The organism is Micromonospora parastrephiae, assembly GCF_016802865.1.
GTDB classification, from domain to species: Bacteria; Actinomycetota; Actinomycetes; order Mycobacteriales; family Micromonosporaceae; genus Micromonospora; species Micromonospora parastrephiae.
The window spans coordinates 1-5,216 of the sequence record NZ_JAEVHM010000286.1 but is presented as its reverse complement, the minus strand read 5'-3'; the positions used below and the strand labels follow the sequence as shown (position 1 = coordinate 5,216).

The following is a 5,216-nucleotide window of genomic DNA, read 5'->3' as shown; positions in this document are numbered from 1 at the left end:
CGTCGCGCCGGCCGTCCCGTACGCCCGGTCGTCGGCCACCCCGGCCGGCTACCCGCGCGGCGCCGCGGCGGTGCCGCCGGCACAGACCCGGCAGGAACGCCCTCCGGCGTACGTCCGGCAGGCCGGCCCGGTGCCATCCACGCCCGAGCCCCGCCGGTCCCGGCCCGGAATGGTGCTTCTCGCCATCCTGCTCGCCGTACTGGTCCTGGTCTGCTCGGGCGTGATTTCCTACAACCTGCGGAAGCAGTCGCTGTCCGGCGGAACCGGTGCGCTGGCTGCGCACACGGTGACGTCCGGCGCGCTGCGGCTCGACGAACGCGACGATCCGACCCGGACGTCGTACCGTCGTGAGGTACGGCTCCAGCCGGGCGACGGCGGGACGACGACGAGCGAAGGACGACAGACGCGATGACAGCGCAGGCCCGCCTGCTCGGTGGCAGGTACCAGGTCGGCGAGCTGCTCGGCTATGGCGGCATGGCCGAGGTGCACCGCGGTCGCGACCTCCGGCTCGGTCGGGACGTCGCGATCAAGATGCTCCGCACCGACCTCGCCCGGGATGCGACGTTCCAGATGCGGTTCCGTCGGGAGGCGCAGAACGCCGCGTCGCTCAACCACCCGGCGATCGTGGCGGTCTACGACACCGGCGAGGAGACCGCGCCGACCGGCGAGACGCTGCCGTTCATCGTGATGGAGTTCGTCAACGGGCGGACCCTCAAGGAGGTGCTCGGCGCCGAGGGCCGGTTGCAGCCCCGCCGGGCGCTGGAGATCTGCGCCGACATGTGCGCGGCGCTGGAGTTCAGCCACCGGCACGGCATCATCCACCGGGACATCAAGCCCGGCAACGTGATGCTCACCCAGACCGGCCAGGTCAAGGTCATGGACTTCGGCATCGCACGGGCTCTGGCCAGCGGCGCGACCACCATGACGCAGACCAGCGCGGTGATCGGCACGGCGCAGTACCTGTCCCCGGAGCAGGCGCGTGGCGAGGCCGTGGACGCCCGTTCCGACGTGTACGCGGCCGGCTGCGTGCTCTTCGAGCTGGTCTGCGGGCACCCGCCGTTCGTCGGCGACAGCCCGGTCAGCGTCGCGTACCAGCATGTGCGGGAGACGCCGCCGACGCCGAGCGACATCAACCCGGACGTGACCCCGGCCGTCGACGCGATCGTGCTCAAGGCGCTGTCGAAGAACCCGCTCAACCGTTACCAGAGCGCCGGCGAGATGCGGGCGGACCTGCTCCGCGCCGCCGCCGGTCGGCCCGTGCTGGCCACGCCGGTGATGCGCGAACCGGAGACGGTGGCGATGGCCCCGGCCGGCGGTGGGGGCGGCTATCCGGCTGCCGCCGCTGGGCCGCAGACCCGGCAGATCCCGGCCCGGGTGGGCGACCCGCGCCAGCGCAAGGCGTCCTCGTGGCTGATCGCGATGTTCAGCGCGGTCGGCGTGCTGGCGGTGATCGCCCTGGTTGCCGCCCTGCTGTGGAGCCAGCAGAAGGACAAGGACCTCAAGTCGGTGCCGACGCTCACCGGCAAGGCCCGGGACGCGGCGGTTGCCGAGATCCGCAACGCCGGCCTCCAGCCGGTGGTGGGCGACCCGGTTCTGGCCAACGACTGCACGAAGGGCACCGTCGCCAAGCAGGATCCGGCGCCGGGCGCACGGCTGAAGCAGGAAAGTACGGTGACCGTCCAGATCTGCGACGGCAAGCCCGACGTGAAGATCCCCCCTGGCCTGGTCAACTCTCAGGTCGAGAACGTCAAGCCGCAGCTCGAAGATCTGGGGCTGAAGGTCGAGGAGAAGCCCGTCGACAACCCGGCCCAGAAGGGCATCGTGGTCAAGGTGACCCCCGCGTCGGGGACCACCGTCCCGCAGGACAGCAAGGTGATCCTCGAGGTCTCCCGGGGCAACGTCAACAAGGTGCCCAACGTCCTCAACTCCACTCGGGACGAGGCTGCCCAGGAGCTTCGCGAGGCGGGATACAAGGTCTCCTTCCGCGACGGCGAGGAGGTGCCGGCCGACCAGGCCGGGCGGGTCCAGAAGCAGAACCCGGACCCGGGCACCGAACTGGCCAGGGACAAGACGGTGACCATCGAGATCGGCATCCCGGAGAAGGTCACCGACCCGACGCCCACCGTGACGCCGTCGGGCACGCCGTCGGCCACGCCGACCACTCCCGGCAACGGGGGCGGCTTCGGTCTGCCGGTTCCGCCTCCGCCGGGCCGGCTTCCCGAGAACTAGCCGACGCCGCGGTCCGCGGGCTGGAAAGTATGACTCACGCACAGGCCCCGCGGCCGTGAACCGGTGGCCGCGACGCCTCCGACGCCTAGCCATCCTGGGCGTCGTCGCGCTGCTGCTCGCCAGTCTGCCGTGGCTGTGGACGACGATCTCCGCACGCGGGCATGTGTACGCGGAGGCCGACGCCCCGTCAGCCGACGTGGTGATCGTGCTCGGCACCGCCGTGGCGGCCGATCGGCGACGGCCGGGAGACCGGCTCGCCGGCCGTCTGGAGACCGCCGCCGCCCTGGTGACCAGCGGGCGGGCGAAGGTCGTCCTCGTGTCGGGCGACGGCGGTGGGACGTCGGGTGACGAGACGGCGGTGATGACGTCGTACCTCACCGAACTCGGCGTCGATGCGGGTCGTGTGGTGGCCGACCCGTTCGGTTTGGACACCTACGACAGTTGCGCCAGGGCCCGCGAGGTGTACGGGGTCGAGCGGGCACTGATCGTGACGCAGTCCTACCACCTGTCCCGGGCCGTGACGCTGTGTCGACATCTCGGCCTCGACGTCGACGGGGTGACTGCCCGCTGCCGCGGTTGCGGACGCGTCCTGCTCGCCGAGAAGTCGGTCCGGGACTACTTCGCCAGTGGCAAGGCGGCGTGGGACGCGGGACGGGGCCGATCGCCGGAGGTTCGCTCGCCCGTCGACCCGGCGGTTCAGGACGCGTTGCGGAGCTGAACCGCCGGCCCCATGAACGGTTTGTCTCAGGCGGTGGCGAAGGCGGCCCGGCGGCGGGCGTCGACCTCGGCAGCCAGCGCCGGGGCGCGCTCCAGCGCCTCTGGGTGACCGCAGCCGGCGAGCCAGTTGGCCAGCATCAGGTGCCCGCCCTCGGTGAGCACCGACTCCGGGTGGAACTGCACGCCCTCGATGGGCAGCGTCCGGTGCCGCATCGCCATCACCACGCCGGAGCCGGTCCAGCCGGTGACCTCCAGCTCGTCGGGGAGCGTCTCGGGCAGCACCGCGAGTGAGTGGTAGCGGGTGGCGGTGAACGGGTCGGGCAGGCCGGCGAGGACGCCGACCGAGTGGTGCCGTACCTCGGAGGTCTTGCCGTGCAGCAACTCGGGGGCGCGGGTCACGGTCGCCCCGAACGCCTCGCCGATCGCCTGGTGTCCGAGGCACACACCGAAGATCGGCAGCTTGTCCGCGTACTCCCGGATGACGTCCAGGCAGATGCCGGCGCGGTCGGGGCTGCCCGGCCCGGGCGAGAGCAGGACACCGGCCGCGCCCACCCTGCCCACCTCGGCGACGTCGATCTCGTCGTTGCGGCGGACCTCGCAGTCCACGCCGAGCTGGCCGAGGTACTGCACGAGGTTGAAGACGAACGAGTCGTAGTTGTCGATCACCAGGACGCGCATGGTCACCTGCTGGGGGAGGGCGGCGCGGTGTTGTTCTGGTCGGTGTCGTACGGCAACTCGTGCCCGTCACCGGTCGGGGTCTCCCCGGTCACGGTGTCACCGCCTGGTTCACCGGGTACGCCCGAGTCCTGGGTGACCTGCACGTCGTCGAAGGGCAGCAGCGGCTCGGCCCACGGGAAGGCCACGTACCAGAGCAGGGCCACCGCGGCGGCGGCGAGCAGTACCGAACCGGTCAGCTTGCCGACCAGGCCAAAGGGCAGCTTCCGCCAGATGAAGGCGTACATCGGGTCAGCCTCCCAGCTCCGCCGGGCGGCCCGCCGACTTGGGTTGGGTCCGGTCCAGCTCGGCGTGGATGATCAGGCGTTGGTAGTTGTCGAACTTGGGGTTGCAGGTGGTGAGGGTCAGCATCCGCCTGGTCGGCTTCTTGTCCGGCTCGCCGGGCACCGGGGCCACCACCTCGACCTGGGTCGGCCGGACGATCCGCGACTGCGACACCCGGTAGACGTACCACTCGGTCTTGCCCTCGACGACGATCGCGTCGCCGTCGTCGAGCTCGTCCAGCCGCCAGAAGGTGGCCCGGTTGCGGTGGCCCGCGACGGAGAAGTTGCCGACCTGGCCGGGCAGCGCGCTGGCCGGGTAGTGACCGGGGGCGTACCGGATGTCGGCCTGGGTGACGCCCTCGACGACCACCCAGTTCTTGTCGAGCTTGGGGATGTAGAGGCCCGCGATCGGCTTGCCGTGCACCGGCCGGGACGGTTTGCCGCTCGGCGCGGCGGCCGACGGGCCGACCGTCGGCGCGTCGGTCGGGCCCCACGCCTCGGCGAGCTGGCTGCTGAGGTCGTTCTGGTGGGCGTCGACGATGGCGGACTTGCCCCACACCTCGTAGCCGGCGAAGAGCAGCACCACGAGGCCGAAGGTGATGAGGACCTCGCCGGAGACCCGGATGCCGGTACGCAGCCGGGAGGCGAACGACGGGCGGGTGAGCTCCGAGTAGACGCTCTTGTAGCCCGCACCGGTCTGGTGCGGCCGGAGCTGGACCACCCGTTCGCCGCGTCGGGGCCGGGGAGGCTCGGCAGGGCCGTCGGCGGCACCGGTCGGCTCGTCGGTGATCGGCGTGTGGGGCACTGCGCCCATCAGCGCCGTGGAGTCCATGGCCGGCGGTCGGACCGTCGGCCTGGCGGAGACGGTGGGGATCAGCGCGGTCGCGGACGGGTCGGCGGAGCGCTGCGGCCCGGCCGGGGAGATCGAGCCGGCCGGGGACGTGGGGGCAGCGCTCGGGGTGCCGGTGGTCCGGTCGGGCCCGGTGCCGACCTTGGGGATGAACGCGGTCGGCGCGTCGCCACCCGGTGGGATCGGAGCGCCCGAGGTCGCCGGTCGGATCGAGGGACCGGCGGCGGTTGGCCGTGGCGGCGTCTGGCCGGGCGTACCCGGGTGGGTCGGGGTGGCCTCCGGCGGAGCTGGCGCGCCACCGGTGGCCGGCGGGCGCGTCGAGGCGTCCCCTGGCGCCGGCGGGCGGGTCACCCCGGCACCAGGCCAGGGTGGCGGCCCGGCAGCGTGCGTCGCGCACCGGCGCCACGCGGCGTGGCGGCGTG

5 protein-coding genes and 1 pseudogene are annotated in these 5,216 nt (G+C 72.5%); 3 read left to right on the top strand and 3 right to left on the bottom strand.

Annotated elements, in window-relative coordinates:
* The 3 genes and pseudogenes from JNW91_RS29480 to JNW91_RS29470 form a co-directional block, all read left to right on the top strand.
* Nucleotides 1–412: pseudogene (locus tag JNW91_RS29480) on the top strand (serine/threonine protein kinase); the annotation flags it as partial.
* Complete coding sequence (pknB, locus tag JNW91_RS29475; protein WP_203178776.1) at nucleotides 409–2,229, top strand: Stk1 family PASTA domain-containing Ser/Thr kinase; 1,821 nt, start codon at nucleotides 409–411, stop codon at nucleotides 2,227–2,229. The pseudogene JNW91_RS29480 and the gene pknB, both read left to right, overlap by 4 nt.
* A gap of 55 nt (nucleotides 2,230–2,284) precedes the next feature.
* Nucleotides 2,285–2,947 carry a SanA/YdcF family protein gene (locus JNW91_RS29470; RefSeq protein ID WP_203178775.1) on the top strand — a complete coding sequence of 221 codons (663 nt, stop codon included), beginning with the start codon at nucleotides 2,285–2,287 and terminating at the stop codon, nucleotides 2,945–2,947.
* A gap of 26 nt (nucleotides 2,948–2,973) precedes the next feature.
* Here JNW91_RS29470 and JNW91_RS29465 read toward each other — a convergent pair whose 3' ends face one another.
* The 3 genes from JNW91_RS29465 to JNW91_RS29455 all read right to left on the bottom strand — a co-directional run.
* The gene (locus tag JNW91_RS29465) at nucleotides 2,974–3,624 is read right to left on the bottom strand and encodes an aminodeoxychorismate/anthranilate synthase component II (protein WP_203178774.1); all 651 of its coding nucleotides are present in this window, start codon (nucleotides 3,622–3,624) and stop codon (nucleotides 2,974–2,976) included.
* A 2-nt stretch (nucleotides 3,625–3,626) separates the two neighbouring features.
* Nucleotides 3,627–3,908 (bottom strand): hypothetical protein, encoded by a 282-nt coding sequence (locus JNW91_RS29460; protein ID WP_203178773.1) that lies wholly within the window; start codon nucleotides 3,906–3,908, stop codon nucleotides 3,627–3,629.
* A 4-nt stretch (nucleotides 3,909–3,912) separates the two neighbouring features.
* Nucleotides 3,913–5,216 (bottom strand): class E sortase (locus JNW91_RS29455; RefSeq protein WP_238425925.1); only part of this gene is annotated, 1,304 nt, incomplete at its 5' end.

What these genes read in the sequence shown, in the direction of transcription:
- pknB (WP_203178776.1), top strand. Translation starts at nt 409, where the DNA reads ATGACAGCGCAGGCCCGCCTGCTCGGTGGCAGGTACCAGGTCGGCGAG.
- JNW91_RS29465 (WP_203178774.1), bottom strand. Translation starts at nt 3,624, where the DNA reads ATGCGCGTCCTGGTGATCGACAACTACGACTCGTTCGTCTTCAACCTC.
- JNW91_RS29460 (WP_203178773.1), bottom strand. Translation starts at nt 3,908, where the DNA reads ATGTACGCCTTCATCTGGCGGAAGCTGCCCTTTGGCCTGGTCGGCAAG.